14 protein-coding genes and 1 pseudogene are annotated in these 19,046 nt (G+C 62.7%); 1 reads left to right on the top strand and 14 read right to left on the bottom strand.

From position 1 onward, the window contains the following. The first annotated feature begins 87 nt into the window (after nt 1-87). A complete protein-coding gene (locus tag VRB54_RS01675) occupies nt 88-1,995 on the top strand; it encodes a methyl-accepting chemotaxis protein (RefSeq protein ID WP_338479278.1) in 1,908 nt (635 codons plus the stop codon). Nucleotides 1,996-1,998: 3 nt separating this feature from the next. On the opposite strand, the gene VRB54_RS01670 is transcribed toward VRB54_RS01675, so the two are convergent. The 14 genes and pseudogenes from VRB54_RS01670 to VRB54_RS01605 all read right to left on the bottom strand — a co-directional run bounded on the left by VRB54_RS01670 (nt 1,999) and on the right by VRB54_RS01605 (nt 19,037). Next, on the bottom strand, nt 1,999-2,733 hold the full coding sequence (locus VRB54_RS01670) for an amino acid ABC transporter ATP-binding protein (RefSeq protein WP_338479277.1): 735 nt from the start codon (nt 2,731-2,733) through the stop codon (nt 1,999-2,001). Then, entirely contained in the window at nt 2,726-3,685 is a 960-nt protein-coding gene (locus tag VRB54_RS01665) for an amino acid ABC transporter permease (RefSeq protein ID WP_338479276.1), read from the bottom strand. Before VRB54_RS01665 ends, VRB54_RS01670 begins: the two co-directional genes overlap by 8 nt. 69 nt (nt 3,686-3,754) lie before the next feature. Next, the gene (locus tag VRB54_RS01660; protein ID WP_209990623.1) at nt 3,755-4,552 is read right to left on the bottom strand and encodes a transporter substrate-binding domain-containing protein; all 798 of its coding nucleotides are present in this window, start codon (nt 4,550-4,552) and stop codon (nt 3,755-3,757) included. A gap of 131 nt (nt 4,553-4,683) precedes the next feature. Next, nucleotides 4,684-5,484, bottom strand: coding sequence for a transporter substrate-binding domain-containing protein (locus VRB54_RS01655; protein ID WP_338479275.1), 801 nt, complete (start codon nt 5,482-5,484; stop codon nt 4,684-4,686). Between the two features lie 185 nt (nt 5,485-5,669). Next, nucleotides 5,670-8,240 (bottom strand): glucans biosynthesis glucosyltransferase MdoH, encoded by a 2,571-nt coding sequence (mdoH, locus tag VRB54_RS01650; RefSeq protein WP_338479274.1) that lies wholly within the window; start codon nt 8,238-8,240, stop codon nt 5,670-5,672. Then, nucleotides 8,233-9,978: a glucan biosynthesis protein G gene (locus VRB54_RS01645; RefSeq protein ID WP_338479273.1), complete on the bottom strand. Its 1,746-nt coding sequence runs from the start codon at nt 9,976-9,978 to the stop codon at nt 8,233-8,235. Before VRB54_RS01645 ends, mdoH begins: the two co-directional genes overlap by 8 nt. Before the next feature lie 267 nt (nt 9,979-10,245). Further along, a complete protein-coding gene (gene dtd, locus VRB54_RS01640) occupies nt 10,246-10,683 on the bottom strand; it encodes a D-aminoacyl-tRNA deacylase (protein ID WP_338479272.1) in 438 nt (145 codons plus the stop codon). Next, a pseudogene (gene pip, locus VRB54_RS01635) lies at nt 10,680-11,652 on the bottom strand (prolyl aminopeptidase). The gene dtd and the pseudogene pip overlap by 4 nt, the downstream one beginning before the upstream one ends. Nucleotides 11,653-12,125: 473 nt before the next feature. After that, nucleotides 12,126-12,926, bottom strand: coding sequence for an N-formylglutamate deformylase (gene hutG, locus VRB54_RS01630; protein ID WP_338479271.1), 801 nt, complete (start codon nt 12,924-12,926; stop codon nt 12,126-12,128). A gap of 11 nt (nt 12,927-12,937) precedes the next feature. Then, nucleotides 12,938-14,143 carry an imidazolonepropionase gene (hutI, locus tag VRB54_RS01625; RefSeq protein ID WP_338479270.1) on the bottom strand — a complete coding sequence of 402 codons (1,206 nt, stop codon included), beginning with the start codon at nt 14,141-14,143 and terminating at the stop codon, nt 12,938-12,940. A 12-nt stretch (nt 14,144-14,155) separates the two neighbouring features. After that, a complete protein-coding gene (gene hutH / locus VRB54_RS01620; RefSeq protein WP_338479269.1) occupies nt 14,156-15,694 on the bottom strand; it encodes a histidine ammonia-lyase in 1,539 nt (512 codons plus the stop codon). Between the two features lie 25 nt (nt 15,695-15,719). Continuing rightward, nucleotides 15,720-17,228, bottom strand: a complete 1,509-nt coding sequence (locus tag VRB54_RS01615) for a histidine ammonia-lyase (protein ID WP_338479268.1) — start codon at nt 17,226-17,228, stop codon at nt 15,720-15,722. A gap of 136 nt (nt 17,229-17,364) precedes the next feature. Next, nucleotides 17,365-18,189, bottom strand: coding sequence for a glycine betaine/L-proline ABC transporter ATP-binding protein (locus VRB54_RS01610; protein ID WP_338479267.1), 825 nt, complete (start codon nt 18,187-18,189; stop codon nt 17,365-17,367). Then, nucleotides 18,186-19,037, bottom strand: coding sequence for a proline/glycine betaine ABC transporter permease (locus VRB54_RS01605; protein WP_338479266.1), 852 nt, complete (start codon nt 19,035-19,037; stop codon nt 18,186-18,188). The genes VRB54_RS01610 and VRB54_RS01605 overlap by 4 nt, the downstream gene beginning before the upstream one ends. Nucleotides 19,038-19,046: the final 9 nt, after the last annotated feature.

Raw genomic sequence — 19,046 nt, 5'->3', positions numbered from 1 at the left:
AATTTCCTACGCGTTTATCAGGCCCGACTGACCATCGATGGGGCTAGCGTTTAACCACGCCGGTTACGTGCCCGTTGGAGGTCGATCATGCTTCGTCGAATGACTCATCTGCTGGGTGACCTGAGTGTCACCCTCAAACTGATCCTGGGGTTTTCCCTGGTACTCGCCCTGAGCCTTGTGATTGCCACGACGGGCTGGCAGGCCCTGGAGGCGTCTCTTTACCGCTCGCAAACGCTCACGCTGCTGTCGCAACTGGCGGTGGCCGGTGAAGAATTGCGCGCGGACCGCATTGTTTACCGAACCCTGAACAATGCCGACAGCCTCAACAAGCTGGGCACCGGCATGCAGAAAATCGATGACCTGCTGACGCAGCTTCCCAGCCGACTACAGGCGCCCAAGGCGGCCGAGCACCAGCAGGAGATGACTCGTCTTTCCGGCACCTTCAAAACCCGACTCAAGGAGGTACCGGCACTGGTTGAGCAGCGCGAGACCGCCCGCGCGAAGCTCAAGGAAAATGCCGCGCAGACCGGCGACGTGCTGACGCAACTGGCCAGCGACCTGCCCGATCAGGACGATCAAAAAGCCCTGGATGCCGTGGAAGACCTGCGTCAGGCCATCGAACAGGCCGACGACCGTGCGCAAAGCCCGGCCTGGGCCGCCAGCTCACTGGAGGCCTACGCGCAATCGGTCAGCGATGCCGAGCGCGATCTGGAACTGGCTCAGGCCGCCGTGGCGAAGTTGCCGGTCAACAGCAACCTGTTGAACACCACCGTGCTTGGCATCCGCACCCACCTCACACGCCTCAAGGACACTCAACTGAGCACCGAGGCCGGGCAAAACCAGCTGGAGCAACTGCTGGACCAATTGCTCGCGCAAAGTGATCTGCTAAGCCAGGACCAGACCCAGCGCCGCGACGGCGAGGCCGAGCAGGCGCGCACCCATACCTTGCTCATCACCGCTGCCGCCTTGCTGTTCGGCGCGCTGGCGGCGTGGCTGATTGCCGGGCAAATCGTCAAGCCCTTGCGCCAGGCGCTGTCGGTGGCCAACCGCATTGCCCAGGGCGACCTCAGCGACGACCTGCAGACCCGACGCAAGGATGAGCTGGGCCAGTTGCAACGCAGCATGAGCCAGATGACGGCAAACCTGCGCGGGCTGATCGGCAACATCAGCGACAACGCAAGGCAAGTCGCCAGCGCGGCCGAGGAGTTGTCCACGGTCACCGAGCAAACGCGCGCCGGGGTGAATCATCAGCGCGCGGAAACCGAGCAGGTGGCAACCGCCATGAACCAGATGCTGGCGACCGCCCAGGAGGTCGCGCGGCATGCCGAACAGGCTTCAATTGCTGCCGTTGCAGCCAATCAACAGACCGAAATCGGCGATCAGGTAGTGACCGATGCCGTGGCGCAAATCGAACACCTGGCCCATGAAATGGCGCGTTCAAGCCAGGCCATGATCGCGCTGCAACGGGAAAGCCAGAAGATCGGCAGCGTGCTGGACGTGATCAAGTCCGTCTCGCAGCAGACCAACCTGCTGGCGCTCAACGCCGCCATCGAAGCGGCGCGCGCCGGCGAAGCCGGTCAGGGGTTTGCGGTGGTCGCCGACGAAGTCCGCACACTGGCCCAGCGCACCCAGCAGTCCGCCGAGGAAATCGAAGGGCTGATCAGCGGCCTGCACAGTGGCACGCAACAAGTGGCCGACATCATGGACCACAGCCGCACCCTTACCGACAGCAGCGTCGGCCTGGCGCGCAACGCTGGCGATGCGCTGATGGAGATCGCCCGCACCGTCGCGGTTATCCAGGACATGAATCCGCAGATTGCGGCAGCGGCCGAACAGCAGAGCGCGGTGGCCGAAGAGATCAATCGCAGCGTATTGAAAGTGCGCGACGCCTCGGAGCAGACCGCCACGGCCAGCGAACAGACGGCAGCGGCGAGTGTTGAGCTGGCACGGCTGGGCGTGAGCCTGCAGCAGTGCGTCGAGCGGTTCAAGGTCTGACCGCTACAGGACCTGACGCAGAAACGCCTGGGCGCGCGGGTCCCTGGGCGCGGCGAAAAACTCGGCCGGGGCCGCGTCTTCGAGCAACTTGCCGTGGTCGAAGAACAGCACCCGGTCCGCCACTTCACGGGCAAAACCCATTTCGTGGGTGACGCAGACCATGGTCATGCCTTCCAGGGCCAGGGTCTTCATCACGTCCAGCACTTCGCCGACCATTTCCGGGTCCAGCGCCGAGGTGGGCTCGTCGAACAGCATCACCTTGGGCTCCATGGCCAGGGCGCGGGCAATCGCCACCCGCTGTTGCTGCCCGCCGGAGAGGCGTGAGGGAAACTCATTGGCTTTCTGCGCAATGCCGACCTTTTCCAGCAGCGCCAGGGCCTTGGCTTCGCGCTCCTTTTTACCGCGCTTGCGCACCACTTTTTGCGCCAGGCAGAGGTTTTCCAGCACGGTCATGTGGGGGAACAGGTTGAAGTGCTGGAACACCATGCCGACCTCGCGGCGGTAGGCGTTCACGTCGGTCTTGGGATCGGCCAGTTGCAGGCCGTCGATGCTCACCGAGCCCGAGTCGAAGGCTTCCAGGCCGTTAAGGCAGCGCAGGAAGGTGGACTTGCCGGAACCGGACGGACCGATCACCACCAGCACCTCGCCCCTGGCCACCTGGGTGGTGACGTGATCGACCGCGCGCACCACCTGCCCACGGGTATCAAAGACTTTTACCAGATCGCTGACTTCAATCACTTTGCGCGAGCCTCCGCTCAAGCCGGCTGGCCATTTTCGACAGCGGCAGGTTGATCAGCAGGTACAGGCCTGCGACGCAGAACAGGATTTCAAACGGCGAGAACGAGGTGGTGATCACCTCGCGGCCGCTTTTGAGCAGTTCGGTGATGGCGATGACCGAGACCAGCGACGTGTCTTTCACCAGGCTGATAAATTGCCCGGCCAGAGGCGGCAGTACGCGCTTGAAGGCCTGCGGCAGTACCACGTGACGCATCGACTGGCTGGCACTCAGGCCCAGGGAACGCGCGGCCTCGTCCTGACCACGAGTGATGGACTGCACACCGGCCCGCACGATTTCCGCTACATAGGCGCCGGTGAACAACGACAGTGCGGCGATCCCGGCGAACTCCCGGGACAGGTTGAGCACCGTGCCGATGAAGAAATAGAAGATGAAAATCTGCACCAGCAGCGGCGTGCCACGCACCAACTCGACGTAGAGCGTCGACAGGTCGCGCAAGGTGGGGTTGCTGGACAGTCGGCACAGGCCGGTGGCCAGGCCAATCGCCAACCCGAGGATCCCGGAGACCACCGACAGCCACAAGGTTGTCCACAAACCCCACATCAGTGGGCCGAGTGCCCAATGGCGGTTCACCCCGATCACGTCGCCTTCGGCCACATCATCGCCGCGCGCCACTTGCAGGCTGTTGTCAGCCACGCTCACACGTTGTTCGGCGCCGGCGTCATTGCGCAGGGTCACTTCAGCGATGTCGCCCTTGCGCACCAGTTCGATGACCGTGGAGATGTCGGCGGCGCGCTGGGCGTCTTCGGCCTGATAGGCGAAGTACTGCGGCACGCGGTTCCAGCGCCACTCGTAGGCCATCAGCGAAGTGGCGTAATACAACGCGCCGGCCAGGCCGACCAGCACGACCACGGTCAGCAGATGCCAGGGCCATTGGGCTTTTTTCTGTTTCATTTCACTTTCCGCGGGAGGGGTGTCGCCTGGCAGGGCTTGCCTGCGATACAGGCAACCCGGTCTTAAGGCTTATTCCATGTCCTTGAGCCACTCGGCGCTCTTGAACCACTTGTCATGGATGCGATCGTAGGTGCCGTCGTTGCGGATCTGGTGCAGAAAATTGTTGATGTAGTTGAGACTGTCGTAATCGCCCTTCTTCAGCCCGAACGCCAGGGGTTCAAAGGTGAAGGGTTCGTCGAGGAACACCAGCTTGCCATTGCCTACCTTTTTCTCGGCGACCACGTTATACGGTGCGTCGTAGACAAACGCGTCGGCCTTGCCATTGACAACGTCCAGCACGCCTTCCTGTTCGTTGTCGTAGCCGTGGTACTTGGCTTTGGCGATCAGCTTTTTGGCGACCATCTCACCGGTGGTGCCGAGCTTGGAGGTCAGGCGGTACTTCTCGTCGTTGAGGTCTTTATAGGACTTGATGGTGCCTTCCAGCTCCTTGCGGATCAGCAGGGTCTGGCCGACCACGATGAAGGGTTCGCTGAAGTTCAAGCGCAGGTTGCGCTCCTGGGTCAGGGTCATGCCGCTGCCGATCATGTCGAACTTGCCGGTGAGGAAGGCCGGGATGATGCCGTCGTAGCCGGTGGACACCAGCTCCAGCTTGACGCCCATGGACTTGGCCATGGCCTTGAGGATATCGACTTCGAAACCGATGATTTCACCGCGCTTGTCGGTCATCTCGAACGGCATGTAGGTCGGGTCCATGCCGACCTTGAGCGTGCCGCGCTTGACCGCATCATCGATGGCGCCGGCCTGAGCCGCAGTGGCGGCTACCAGCGCGGTGACGCCGAGCATCAGCATCGACAGATACTTTTTCATCATCAAGTCCCCTGAACCATTCTTGTAAGGTCGGCGCGCAAAAAGGGCTGCACCATTTCGGGGTGCGATCCTAACTCACTCGCTGCCTGTCACAAAGGTTTCACGGGTAAATCTTGTCGCCGTCATGACCTTCACTCCACGTCCGCCATCCAGTCAGTGTCCTTGAACCACTTGTCGTGCAGGTGATCGTAGGTACCGTCCTGAGCTACCTGGTTGAGAAAGTGGTTGATCCAGTTGACGCTGTCGTAATCACCCTTTTTAAGGCCGAACGCCAGCGGTTCAAAGGTGAAGGGCTGCTCCAGGGTCAGCAAGGTGGCGTTTTCCGGACGCGTCATGGCGATCAGGTTGTAGGGCGCGTCGTGAATGAACGCATCGACCTTGCCCTCCACCACCTGCCGCACGCCTTCTTCGGGGGTCTCGAAACTGCTGAACCGGGGCGAGCGCAGAAAGCGTCGCGCGGCAGCCTCGCCAGTGGTGCCCTGCTTGACAGCGATGTGATAGCCCGCCTCGTCGAGGTCTTCGATGCTGGACACCTTGCCGGCCAGCCGCGGATGCAGCAACACGGTCTGGCCCACTACGATAAAGGAGTCGCTGAAGTTGAGCGTGAGGTTGCGCTCCTGGGTGACGGTCATGCCGCTGCCGATCAAGTCGAACTTCTTCGCCATCAGCCCCGGCATCAGCTCTGTATACGGCACCACGACCAGCTCCAGCTCGACACCCAGGGCGCGGCTCATGGTGCGCAGCAGGTCGATCTCGAAACCGACAATGCGTCCCTGCTTGTCCTTCATTTCGAAAGGGGTGTAAGTGGGCGTGGTGCCTACTTTGAGCACGCCACGGCGCACGGCGTCGTCCAGCGCACCGGCCGCCGACACTCCGGCGTGCATCAATGCGACAACGCCGATCAGCCATGCCGAACAGAACCTTTTGATCATGAGTGCCCCCGTGGCGCATTGAATTGGGGGGCGATGCTACCCGAGCCACAGGCGCGGCAATACGTCTCGAACAAAGGTCTTTTGTTTCGAAATAACAAGGGGTTAACGCTTAAAGGAAGAAGCCGGAAACGCTGTAGGACCAGCGCTGGAAACGCCCCCGAGGAGAACCCTCGGGGGCGTCTGAATCAGGCCGGTTGGGCCCGCGACGCTTGCGGCTGCAGTGGCAGCAATGGCGCGTGGGGATCAGCCTTGATCGAGGCACGCCAGGCGTCAAGCCACTCGGCATGTCCTTCGTTCCAGACCTGCTCATGCAGGCGAGCCAGGGCGACCGGGTCGCTGAGCAAGGCCACACGCTCGGCGTTGGTCAGGCCGGCAGGGCCGACCTTCAACGCATGGCGCACACGCTCGACGCGCAGGTACTCGATCGGCTCCGCTTCACGGTGCCGCGAGGTCGCCAGAGCACAGGCCAGGGCGTTCTGCTGCGGGTCGACCACCGAACGCACGAACCCGTCATTGAGGGCGTGCCAGCGGTTTTCGTGGGTGTACTTCTCGGTCGACAGCAGCGCCTGCGGCGGGTTGTATTCCTCAGGGATGAGGAACAGGCTCTCGTCGCGGGACTTGAGCCCCAGGTTGACCCGGCTGGAAATCACCGACACCGGAATCGACAGCATCAGCGAACCGACAATCGGCACCAGCCACCACAGGAAACTTGGGTTCAACCACACCACCAGCAGCGCCCACAGGAAGCCCAACACCGTTTGCGGACCGTGGCGCTTGACCGCTTCGCTCCAAGGTGTGGAGTCGTCGTCACGCTGCGGTGAATTCCAGGTCGCAGCCCAGCCGAGGAACGCGGCGAGAACGAAGCGGGTGTGGAAGATCATCCGCACCGGCGCCAGCAGCATGGAGAACAGCATCTCCAGCAGCATCGACAGGGTCACCTTGAACTTGCCGCCGAACTCTTTCGCGCCCTTGACCCAGATCAGGATGATGCTCAGCAGTTTAGGCAGGAACAGCAGCACAATGGTGGTGGAGAACAGCGCCACCGCCTTGTCTGGATGCCATTGCGGCCACAACGGATACAACTGGCGCGGCGCCATGAAGTACTGCGGCTCCATCAGCGTGTTCACCGCCAGCAACGCGGTGGACAGCACCAGAAACAGGAACCACAACGGCGCCGACAGGTAGGACATAACACCGGTCAGGAACACCGCACGGTGCACCGGGTGCATGCCCTTGACCAGAAACAGGCGGAAGTTCATCAGGTTGCCGTGACACCAGCGGCGGTCACGCTTGAGTTCGTCGAGCAGGTTCGGCGGCAGTTCTTCGTAGCTGCCCGGCAGGTCGTAGGCAATCCACACGCCCCAGCCGGCACGGCGCATCAGCGCGGCTTCAACGAAGTCGTGGGACAGAATGGAACCGGCGAACGCGCCTTTGCCTGGCAATGGCGCCAGGGCGCAATGCTCGATAAACGGCTTCATGCGGATGATCGCGTTGTGACCCCAGTAGTGGGATTCACCCAACTGCCAGAAGTGCAGGCCGGCGGTGAACAGCGGGCCGTACACGCGAGTGGCGAACTGCTGCATGCGCGCATACAGGGTATCCATGCCCGACGCACGCGGCGCGGTCTGGATAATCCCGGCATCCGGCGTAGCTTCCATCAGGCGCACCAGGCTGGTCAGGCATTCGCCGCTCATCACGCTGTCGGCGTCGAGCACCACCATGTACTTGTATTCACCGCCCCAGCGACGGCAGAAGTCGTCGAGGTTGCCGCTCTTGCGCTTGACGCGACGACGACGACGACGATAGAAAATCTTGCCGAAACCGCCGGCTTCGCGGCACACGTCGAGCCAGGCTTGCTGTTCGGCGATGCAGATGTCGGCTTCGTTACTGTCGCTGAGCACGAAGAAGTCGAAGCGATCCAAGTCACCGGTGGCGGCCACCGATTCGAACGTGGCGCGCAAACCCGCGAATACACGCGGCACGTCTTCGTTGCAGATCGGCATTACCAGCGCGGTGCGCGCGTCTTTTGGAATGGGCTCGTCGCCAGCGCTTTTACCGGAGATCCGGTATTTGTCGTGACCGGTCAGCAATTCGAGGAAGCCCATCAGCGCGGTCCAGAAACCCGCCGACACCCAGCAGAACAGAATCCCGAACATGATCAGGATGCTGGTTTGCAGGGCGTAAGGCAGGACCTGAGTGGCGGTTTGCAGCAGGGTCTGGTTGCGGATCTCGTCGAAGTCGACCAGCGACCAGCCCTGGTACGGCATGATGCCTTTCATGTACCAGCCGGCCACGATGGTCTGGCCGAGCATCAGCACCAGCAGGATATAGCGGCGGATCGAACCCACGGTACGCCAGCGCGCGGCCGGCAATACGCGCTCGTCCTTGGGTGGCGCTGGCGGGTTGGAGCGCCCGGTGATACGGCGCCAGCCGCGCACCAGGATATTGGTGCGCCATGGCTCCGGCACGACCTTGGTGCGCCGGATCGGCGGCGTGGCCTTGAGGCACACGCGACCGCTGGCATCGAGCGCGAGCATTTCCGCGTCCTGAAGTTCTTCGGCGCTGTTGAGCGTCAGGCGCCGGCCAACCGACGCCTGAGCGGCGTCGACCGGTGCGTCGAAGGTGGCGGACGACAAGCGTTCGTGCAACTCGCTGAAGGATGAGCAACCGGCCAGTTCGGCACGTTGCTCAGCGGTCATCGGCAGATGCGCCAGGTACTCGGACAACGTCTCTGGCTTGGCTTGAGAATTACTCATCGGCTGGCAACTGGTAGCTCCAGGTCTCGCTCAGGACTTGTTCGGTCTTGATCGGCTCTGGTGTGGCTGGGGCGGCGTCCGGCTGCTTGGCTTCCTTGTCTTTCGCTTCCTTGGCGTCCTTTTTAGCCTGTTTCTCGTGTTGCTTGGCCAGCACTTTGTCAGCCTTTAGCACGTGACTGGTGTCCTGCTCGGGCGCAGGCGGGGCAACATCCTGCACCAGCGCGGCACGCATTTCGGTCGGCTTGCCTGCGTCCTTGATCTTCATGCGCAGGGTCAAACGCCAGCCTTTGGTGTGCTCGTTGTAGCGCACGCTGTTTTCAACCAGTTCAGCGTTGTCGCCAACGCTCACCTGGCTGCGCACTGGAGCATCGGGCGGCAGGTTTTTCAGGGACGGACCCTCGAAGTCCACCAGGTAGGCCACGGTGCCATCCGGCTGACGGATCAGGTTGGACTGCTTGACGTCGCCGGTCGAACGCAGGGTCTGCTTGACCCAGGCGCTGTCGGTCGGGTGCAGGGCTTTTTCGTCCATGGTCCAGTGCAGGCGATAGGAAACGTCCAGCGGCTCGCCGACTTTCGGCAGCTCGGCCGGGCTCCAGAACGCAACGATGTTGTCGTTGGTTTCGTCGGCGGTCGGGATCTCTACCAGGTCGACGGTGCCTTTGCCCCAGTCGCCTTCAGGCTCGATCCAGGCGCTTGGGCGCTTGTCGTAGTTGTCGTCGAGGTCTTCATAGTGGCTGAAGTCGCGGCCACGTTGCAGCAGGCCGAAACCACGCGGGTTCTCGACGCCGAAGTTGCTGACCGACAAGTGTTTTGGATTGTTCAGCGGGCGCCAGATCCACTCGCCGTTGCCGGCATGGATCGACAGGCCGCTGGAATCATGCAGCTCGCGACGGTAGTTGAGCACCTTGGACGGCTGATTGGCGCCGAACAGGAACATGCTGGTCAACGGCGCAACGCCGAGCTTGCTGACCTTGTCACGCAGGAACATCTGCGATTTGACGTCGACGATGGTGTCGCTGCCAGGGCGCAGAGTCAGGCGGTAGGCGCCGGTGGCGCGTGGCGAGTCGAGCAGCGCATAGATGACCAGTTGTTTTTCACCGGGCTTGGGGCGTTCGACCCAGAATTCGGTGAAGCGCGGGAACTCTTCGCCGGACGGCAGGGCAGTGTCGATCGCCATGCCACGCGCGGACAGGCCGTAGGTCTGGCCCTTGCCGACGACGCGGAAATAGCTCGCGCCGAGCATGGTCATGATTTCGTCTTGCTTGTCGTTCTGGTTGATCGGGTACAGCACACGGAAACCGGCGTAACCCAGTTGTTCGGTGGCCTTGGGATCAAACTTGACGTCGCCGAAATCGAAGCGCGTCGGGTCGTATTTGATTTCCTGAACGCTGTCGGCGGTCACTTCATTGATTTTCACCGGCGTATCGAAGTGCATACCCTGGTGATAGAAGGACAGCTTGAACGGAGTGTTCTGATCGGCCCATTCGGCTTTTTCGTTGCGGAAACGAATTTTCTGGTAGTCCGCAAATTTCATTTCACGGAATTCGTTCGGCAGATTGCTGCGCGGAGCTTCGTATTTCTGCCCAGCCAGCTCTTTAGCCTTGGCCGACACATCGTCCAGACTGAATGCCCACAGTTGACCCGCGCCGAACAGGCAAAACAGGGCAGAGCCCGTTACCAGTGCGTTTCGTAACCGTTTGGCAGACAATTTTGGTGCATTACAGGGACTAACAATCACGAGCAACCCTCGCCGAAAACAGATCAAAAAACCAACGGCCAGCTATCTAAATGCCAGGTTGGCGAGCATTGTTCCGACTCCCATGGGGCAAAATGATTCCCCGCTGGTCGTCAGACAAGTCTCTACCTAAGTCAAAATTGGACCAAACCAAGCTGATCCCCGTAGCGCGCGATTATCTAGTAGCCCGCGAGACAACGCATCAGGGACAACGAAGTATTTATAGCGAAACCCCACGTTTTTTAAGCCTTGAAGTCGTTTTTAGTACATTCACGTCTGTAACAGGAAGGTCACAGGGCCATCATTGACCAGATGCACCTGCATATCGGCGCCGAAGCGCCCTGAAGCCACCTTGCCATGCAATTGTTGCGCTTGTAACAACAAGTGATCAAAAAGCGCCGCGCCCAGGGCCGGCGGTGCCGCCGTGGTGAAGCTTGGGCGCAACCCGCTTTTGGTATCCGCCGCCAGGGTGAACTGCGATACCAGCAGCAAGCCGCCGTCAACGTCCTTCAACGACAGGTTCATCTTGCCCTCGTCGTCGCTGAACACTCTGTAGTTAAGCAGCTTGTGCAGCAATTTGTCGGCGCTCTGCGGCGTATCTGAAGGCTCGACCGCCACCAGCACCAGCAAACCCTGGTCAATGGCCCCTACGACCTCACCGGCCACTTCGACCCGGGCGCCACGCACCCGTTGCAGCAGCCCCTTCATGCTTCTTCTGGCGGCAGATCAAGCAGGCGCCGTGCCATCTCGCCGGTCGCGCGCACCAGGGCATCGGTGATGCCGGGCTCGGACGCCGCATGCCCGGCTTCGCGGATCACTTGCAGCTCGCTGTTGGGCCAGGCCTGATGCAGCTCCCAGGCGTTATCCAGCGGGCAGATCATGTCGTAGCGACCGTGGATGATGACGCCAGGCAGATGGGCGATCTTGTGCATGTCGCGAATCAGCTGGTTGGGTTCCAGGAACGAGTTGTTGGTGAAGTAGTGGCACTCGATACGCGCGATGGACAGCGCACGCTGCGGCTCGGAGAACCGCTCCACATGCTGCGGGCTCGGGCACAGGCCGAGCATGCGCCCTTCCCAGCCGGACCAGGCCTTGGCCGCGTGCATCTGGGCGATCTGGTCGTTGCCGGTAAGGCGCTTGTGGTAGGCCGCAATCATGTCGTGGCGCTCGTCCGCCGGGATCGGCGCGAGGTAGTCCTGCCAGTAGTCGGGGAACAGACGGCTGGCGCCTTCCTGGTAAAACCAGTGAATGTCCTGCGGGCGCGCCAGGAAAATGCCGCGAACGATCAGCCCATGCACTCGCTCGGGGTGGGTCTGGGCATAGAGCCAGGGACAACGTCGAGCCCCAGGAACCGCCGAACAGCACCCATTTGTCGATGCCCAGGTGCTCACGGATGCGCTCAAGGTCGGCGACCAGGTCCCAGGTGGTGTTGTTTTCCAGGCTCGCGCGGGGGGTGGAGCGCCCGCAGCCGCGCTGGTCGAAAGTGACGATGCGGTACAGGTTCGGATCGAAATAGCAGCGGCTCTGCGCATCGCAACCGGAACCAGGACCACCGTGGATGAAGACGACAGGCAAGCCTTCGGGGGAGCCACTTTCATCGACATACAGGGTATGGGTGTCATCGACGGCCAGATCGTGCCGGGCGTAGGGTTTGATCTGCGGGTACCAAGTCTGCATTGCGCGCTCCGTAGGGGGTCGGGTTCATCCCTGGGGGGACTTCTATTATTCTGCCGTCCGGCATCATAAACCCGAATTGTGCAATGAGCATGTCCTTGAGCAGGCAACGCTGTGAATACCCTCCAATGTGGGGCACTTAGCGCTGCCACGGCGCAAACTGGAGCCTCTGTGGCGAGCGGGCGTGCCCTAATGCCGTTCAGTTAAGCGCAGATTCCCTGTGGCGAGCAGGCTTGTCCTGCGTTGGGCTGCACAGCAGCCCCAGAACCAGGCGCTGAGCCGTATCAGGTACACCGAGTTTTGCTGGATTGGGGGAGCTTCGCACCCCAACGCGGGGCAAGCCCGCTCGCCACATAAGCCCACAAATTTTCCTTAACTGAACGGCATTAGGGCTTGCCCGCTCGCCACAGGGATGTGGTTACCTGAAAGTCAACGTTAGCGGGCTTACTCCCTTCCACAGGCGTTCTGTGTTGTGTCTAGGAATAGCGCGCCCGGCCCCAGGCCAGCATCTGTTCAAGCAACTGCCTGAGCACCACCCGTGTTGGCTCGGCCAGGTCAGGGCGATAGCGGAACGGCTCAACCTCTTCCATGTAGGCGCTCTGGCACAGCTCCAGTTGCACCGCGTGGATATCCTGCGCCGGGTTGCCGTAATGCCGGGTGATATGACCGCCCTTGAAGCGTCCGTTGAGCACATGGGTGTACTGCGGGTGACCGGCGCAAACGGCTTCCAGCCGGCCGGCCAACGCCGGGTCGCAGGCGGCGCCGTTGAAGGTGCCGAGGTTGAAGTCCGGGAGTTTGCCGTCGAACAGGTGCGGGATCACCGAGCGGATCGAATGTGCGTCGAACAGCAACGCATAGCCGAACTCGGCCTTGAGACGGGCCAGCTCTTCCTGCAGTTGACGGTGGTAAGGGCCCCAGATCTTTTGCAGGTAGGTCACGCGCTCCTCGTCGGACGGCACCTGCCCTTCCAGGAACAACGGCACGCCATCGAACAATGTGGCCGGATACAGGCCGGTGGTGGCGCCGGCGTACAGCGGTTTATCGTCCGACGGCCGGTTCAGATCGATGACAAACCGCGAGTACTGCGCCGATAGGGTGCTGGCGCCCAACTCCTCGGCAAAGTCGTACAGCGTGGGGATGTGCCAGTCGGTGTCCGGCAGGCTTTGCGCCTCGGGGATCAACCCGGCCTCGACCGCAGGCGTGAGGCGCAAGCCGGCGTGGGGCATGCTGATCAGCAGCGGCGTGCGGCCTTGTTTGAAGTTCAGAACCTTATCCACAGCAATGCTCCTTACACAGTGACGTCGACGCCGTGGCGCACCACGCGTTTGTCCAGTTCGCCGCCCAGCCAGTAGGCCAGGTCGGCGGGGCGATCAATCTGCCAGGCGACAAAATCGGCGACCTTGCCCACTTCCAGCGAACCATGGGTGTCACCCATGCCCAGCGCGGTGGCCGCATGCCGCGTGGCGCCGGCCAGGGCTTCTTCCGGCGTCATGCGAAACAGGGTGCACGCCATATTCAGCATCAGGCGCACCGACAGTGCCGGCGAGGTGCCGGGGTTGAGGTCGCTGGCGATGGCGATTTTCACGCCGTGTTTGCGCAGGGCGTCCATCGGCGGCAACTGGGTTTCGCGCAGGAAGTAGAACGCGCCCGGCAGCAATACCGCGACAGTGCCAGAGGCCGCCATGGCGATGGCGTCTTCCTCGGTCATGAACTCCAGATGATCGGCCGACAGCGCGTGGTAGCGTGCCGCCAGGCTGGAGCCGTGCAGCGACGACAATTGCTCGGCGTGCAGCTTCACCGGTAAGCCGAGCTGCTGGGCAACCTTGAACACACGCTCCACCTGCTCGGTGGAAAACGCCAGGTACTCGCAGAACGCGTCGACCGCATCCACCAGCCCCTCTGCCGCCAGGGCCGGCAGCATCTCGTTGCAGATGTGCTCGATGTAGTCGTCGGCACGGTCCTTGTATTCCGGTGGCAGTGCGTGTGCGGCCAGGCAGGTGGCGCGCACGCTCACCGGCAGCGCGTCACCGAGGCGACGGGCCACGCGCAGCATCTTGCGTTCGTTGGCCAGGTCCAGGCCGTAGCCGGACTTGATCTCCACCGTGGTCACGCCGTCTCTCAACAGGCTGCGCAGGCGCTTGTGGGCGCTGGCGAACAGCTCGTCTTCGCTGGCGGCACGCGTGGCGCGCACGGTACTGGCAATGCCGCCGCCCTGAGCGGCGATCTCGGCATAACTCACGCCCTGAAGGCGCTGCTCGAATTCGCCGCTGCGGTTGCCGCCGAACACGGTGTGGGTATGGCAGTCGATCAGCCCGGGGGTGACCCAGGCGCCTTGCAGGTCATGCACCTGAGCGCAGTCCGCCGCCGGCAACTGGCTGCGCGGGCCGATCCATTCGATCAGCGAATCGGCGGTGACCAGGGCGGCGTCCTCGATGATCGAGTAGGTGCCGTCAGTCATGGTTGCGACGTGACAGTGTTGCCAAAGGGTTTTCATCCAACCTCCTCGTTACAGGCTCGGCAGCAACTGCGCCGGCACCAGCTCGTTCAGGCAGCGACCGGCAAGCAGTTCGCTGGCGGCGATGATGTCCGGGGCGAAGAAGCGGTCCTTGTCGTAGAACGCCACTTTATTGCGCAGCAAGCCTCGGGCCTGTTCAAGTACCGGCGAGGTTTTGAGGCCGTCGCGCAGGTCCAGGCCCTGGCAGGCTGCCAGCCATTCCACGGCAAGGATGCCTCGGGTGTTCTCGGCCATTTCCCACAGACGCTTGCCGGCGGCCGGGGCCATCGATACGTGATCTTCCTGGTTGGCGGAGGTGGGCAGGCTGTCGACACTGTGGGGATGAGCGAGGGCTTTGTTCTCGCTGGCCAGCGCAGCGGCTGTGACCTGAGCGATCATGAAGCCTGAGTTGACCCCGCCATTGCCCACCAGAAACGGCGGCAATTGCGACATGTGCTTGTCCATCATCAGCGAGATGCGCCGCTCGCTCAGCGCGCCGATCTCAGCCAGCGCCAGCGCCATGTTGTCGGCGGCCATCGCGACCGGCTCGGCGTGGAAGTTGCCACCGGAGATCACATCACCTTCGGCGGCGAACACCAGCGGGTTGTCCGACACCGCGTTGGCTTCGACCACCAGCACCTCGGCCGCCTGGCGCAACTGGGTCAGGCAGGCGCCCATCACTTGCGGCTGGCAGCGCAGGGAATAAGGGTCCTGCACCTTGTCGCAGTTCTGGTGCGACTGCGACACCTGGCTGCTGTCACCGAGCAGCGATCGGTAGGCCGCCGCCGCATCGATCTGCCCACGCTGGCCGCGCGCGGCGTGGATTCGCGCGTCGAACGGTGAGCGTGAGCCCAGTACCGCTTCAACCGTGAGGCCGCCGCAAACAAGCGCGCCGGCAAACAGGTCTTCGCCTTCGAACAGCCCGCGCAAGGCATAGGCGGTGGACACCTGGGTGCCGTTGAGCAGCGCCAGGCCTTCCTTGGCGGCGAGGGTCAGCTGCGTGAGGCCGGCGATTTTCAGCGCGTCCACGGCCGTCAGCCATTCGCCTTTGTAGCGCGCCTTGCCCTCGCCCAGCAGCACCAGGGACATGTGCGCCAGGGGCGCGAGGTCGCCGGAGGCACCTACCGACCCCTTGAGCGGAATGTGCGGGTAGACCTCGGCGTTGATCAACGCAATCAGTGCGTCGATCACCTGACGACGGATCCCGGAAAACCCGCGGCTCAGGCTGTTGACCTTGAGCACCATGACCAGCCGCACCAGCGCGTCGCTGATGGGTTCGCCGACGCCGGCGGCGTGGGACAGCACCAGCGAGCGCTGCAGGTTTTCCAGGTCTTCGCTGGCGATGCGGGTCGAGGCCAGCAGGCCGAACCCGGTGTTGATGCCGTAGGCAGTGCGGTTCTCGGCGAGAATCTGTTCCACGCAGGCGACGCTGGCTTCGATCTGGTTCGATGCACTGTCATCCAGGCTGAGGGTGACCGACTGCTGGTAGACGGTGCGCAGTTGGGCGAGGCTCAGTTGGCCTGGAATCAGGTTGAGTGCAGTCACGTTCATGCTCCTTGTGAATTATTTTTTGATTTCAATGCAAATTCGGTAATGCAGTGTCGGTGAGCACCCTGGCGGCGGCTTCAATGTCCGGCGCCAGCCAGCGGTCCTGCTCATACGCGGGGACCACCTCGCGCAGCAGACGCCAGGCGCGATCGGTGCCTGCGCCGAAGCGCTGGTCCTTGAGAAACTCGAACGCCTGGGCGGCCAGCAGGTATTCGATGGCCAGAATCCGCGTCACGTTGGCCAGCAGCTGGTGCAGCTTGAGCGCGGCGTTGGTGCCCATGCTCAGGTGGTCTTCCTGCAGGCCCGAGGTGACGAAGTTGTCGAGCACCGCCGGTTGCGCCAGCTGGCGGTTCTGGCCGCACAGCGACGCGGCGACGTATTGCACGATCATCATTCCGGAGTTCACCCCGGGGTTGCTCACCAGAAAGGCCGGCAGGCCGCTGACGTGCGGGTTGATCAGGCGGTCCAGGCGCCGCTCGGCCACCGCGCCGATTTCGGCCATCGCGATGGCGAGCAGGTCGGCGGCCATGGCCACGGACTGACCGTGGGGGTTGGCCTGGGACACCACGCGGTAATGGTCCGGCGTGCCAAGCAGCAGCGGGTTGTCGGTGGCGCCGTTGAGCTCGGTTTCGATCTGGCGGGTCGCGTGCTCCACCTGATCGCGCGAGGCGCCGTGGATCTGCGGGATCGAGCGCAGGCTCAGGGCGTCCTGGGTGCGGATGCCCCTGCTGCCGGCGATCACTTCACTGCCGGCGAGCAGCGCGCGCAGGTTGCTGCCGACGTGCTGCATACCGGGGTGGCGCTTGAGGGCGAGGATCTCTTCGTCAAACGCATCGAGCTGGCCGCGCTGGGCCTCGAAGCTCATGGCGCCGATCACGTCGGCCCATTGCAGCAGGTGATGCGCGTCAGCCAGGGCCAGGCAGCTCAGGCCGGTCATGCACGGCGTGCCGTTGACCAGGCACAAACCGTCCTTGGCGCCGAGCGTCACGGGCTGCAACCCTTCTGCCTTCAATGCGTCCTGCGCCGGGACGATCTGCCCGCGATAGCTCACGTCGCCAATTCCCAGCAAGGCTACGCCGACATGGGCCATATGGGTCAGGTAACCCACCGATCCCTGGGACGGCACTTGCGGGGTGATGCCGTGGTTGAGCAACGCCAGCAGCGCTTGCACCACCTGCCGATGCAGGCCTGAGTGGCCGTGGCTGTAGTTGATGATGGCGGCGCAGATGATCGCGCGGGTCTGCTCGTCACTCAGCGCCGGGCCGACGCCGCAGGCGTGGCTCAGCAGGGTGTTGCGCGACAACTGGCTGAGCTGTTCGCCCTCAAGTGACACATTGCACAGCGCCCCCAGCCCGGTGTTGACGCCATAGGCGCGCTCGCCGCTGGTGACGATGCGCTGCACGATGGCCTGGGCATTGTCGATGCGTGCCCAGGCCTGGCCCGAGAGTTCGAGCACGGCGCCGTGGCGGGCGACGGCGACCACGTCCTGCCAGCGCAGGGGGGCGTCGGCGATGAGGATTGTTGCTGGCTGGGGCATCTTTGTACCTTCTTCAATTGCTTTGCAGCTTCACTAGCCTCATCGCAGGCAAGCCAGCTCCCACATTTGGAATGCATTCCCCTGTGGGAGCTGGCTTGCCTGCAATGGGGCCGGCCGGCTCACCACAAACCCCTGATCAGACCACCGCCGCCCGCCGCTGAACAAACCGGTCCACATACTCATCTGCCGGCGAGTGCAGAATCTCGCGCGGCGTACCGACCTGGATCAGCTTGCCGTCCTTGAGGATCGCAATGCGGTTGCCGATGCGCACGGCCTCGTCCAGATCGTGGGTGATGAACACGATGGTCTTGTGCAGCGTCTTTTGCAGTTCGAGCAACTGGTCCTGCATCTCGGCGCGGATCAGCGGGTCGAGGGCGCTGAAGGCTTCGTCCATCAGGATGATGTCGGTGTCGGCCGCCAGCGCGCGGGCCAGGCCGACGCGCTGGCGCATGCCGCCGGAAAGCTGGTGCGGGTATTTGTTTTCGTAGCCCTTGAGGCCTACGGTGTCGACCCAGTGCGCTGCACGTTCGGCGCACACCTGCTTGCTCTCGCCGCGCACCTTGAGGCCATAGGCAACGTTGTCGAGCACGCTCTTGTGCGGCAGCAGGCCGAAGCTCTGGAACACCATGCTGATTTTGTGCCGACGGAATTGGCGCAGCGCTTCCATGTTCAGTTGCAGGATGTCTTCACCGTCCACCAGGATCGCGCCGCTGGTGGGGTCGATCAGGCGGTTGAAATGGCGCACCAGGGTCGACTTGCCGGAACCCGACAGGCCCATGATCACGAAGATCTCGCCGGTGGCGATGCTCAGGGACAGGTCATTGACCCCGACCACGCAGCCGGTCTCGGCCAGCACCTGGTCCTTGGTCTTGCCCTGGCCGATCAGCGCCAGCGCGTCTTTGGATCGATTGCCGAAAATCTTGAATACGTTCCTGACTTCAATTTTGCTGACGGTACTCATTTGCTCGCCTCATGCCGTGGACGACCATAGGCCTGGGTGATGCGGTCGATGACCACCGCGAGAATCACAATCGCAAGGCCGGCCTCAAGGCCACGGCCAACGTTGAGGGTCTGGATGCCGACCAGTACGTCTTCACCCAGGCCACGGGCGCCGATCATCGAGGCGATCACCACCATCGACAATGCCATCATGGTGGTCTGGTTGATGCCGGCCATGATGCTCGGCAGGGCCAGTGGCAATTGCACGCCGAACAGTTGCTGCCAACGGTTGGCGCCGAAGGCGTTGATGGCTTCCATGACTTCGCCGTCAACCTGGCGAATACCCAGGTCAGTGAGGCGAATCAGCGGTGGCGCGGCGTAGATCACCGTGGCGAAGATCGCCGGCACCTTGCCCAGGCCGAACAGCATCAGCACCGGGATCAGGTACACGAAGCTGGGCATGGTCTGCATGATGTCGAGCAGCGGCATCAGCACCGCACGCAAGCGATTGCTGCGCGCCGACAGGATGCCCAGCGGAATGCCGATCAACACCGAGATCACCGTGGCGACCATCATCAGCGCCAGGGTCTGCATCAGCTTGTCCCACAGGCCCACGGCGCCCACCAGAAATAGCAAACCGACGATCACAGCGGTGGTCACCACCTTGCGCGTGGCGTGCCAGGCAATGGCGCCGACAATCGCCAGCATCAGCCACCAGGGCGCGGCGCGCAGCAGGCCTTCCAGGTTGACGATGGCCCACAACAGGGTGTCGGAGATGTGCCGGAACACATCGCCGTAGTTGGTGACCAGTGCGTCCACCCACTCGTTGACCCAGTCGGCGATGGAAAACGTAAAACTCTCAGGAAACATAGCGTGCTC

It is taken from the genome of Pseudomonas trivialis, from assembly GCF_036864995.1.
Lineage (GTDB): Bacteria > Pseudomonadota > Gammaproteobacteria > Pseudomonadales > Pseudomonadaceae > Aquipseudomonas > Aquipseudomonas trivialis.
This window is presented reverse-complemented; position numbering and strand designations above follow the sequence as displayed.